The organism is Labrys sp. KB_33_2 (assembly GCF_052114505.1).
GTDB lineage: Bacteria > Pseudomonadota > Alphaproteobacteria > Rhizobiales > Labraceae > Labrys.
The window spans coordinates 1-480 of the sequence record NZ_JBFREW010000088.1 but is presented as its reverse complement, the minus strand read 5'-3'; the positions used below and the strand labels follow the sequence as shown (position 1 = coordinate 480).

1 protein-coding gene is annotated in these 480 nt (G+C 67.5%); it reads left to right on the top strand.

The window, feature by feature from the left end:
• Positions 1-480, top strand: a 480-nt coding sequence (locus AB4037_RS34665) for a hypothetical protein (RefSeq protein ID WP_441774690.1), incomplete at both ends; no start/stop codon positions are given.

Genomic DNA, 480 nt, shown 5'->3' with positions numbered 1-480 from the left:
CCGGCATCAGCACGAGCCAGCCTCCCTTGTTGCCCGACCTGATGCGGGTGGACCCGGCCGCGGCGAGCAAGGCGGCTGGATCGCAGCGTGGCACGGATGGTTCTGGAAGTGGGACCGCTTCGACCGTTTCGAACAAGCCGGAGAGCCAGTCAGGGACGTCCTCGGCCAAGGCCAAGAGCGGAGCGGCGGGCAGCGAGAGCGGGCAGCAGGCCAAGGACGGTACTGGTGAAGCGGCGACAACGCCGGCGGAAGACGCGGTGGATGTGCAGGCCGAGAGCCTGTCGACTCTGGCCGCGACGGCGGCAGCAAGCGACACCCCCGGGGACGATCCCTTGAAGGCGGTCGCCAGTGCGAGCGCACTGGCGACGAAGGCGGAGCCTGCCAGCTTCAACGGCTCCTTCACGCAGTCCGTGTCGATCGCGGTGCCTGTTTATCATGGCCTCGAGCCCAAAGTGTCGCTGCGCTATGATTCCAATGCCG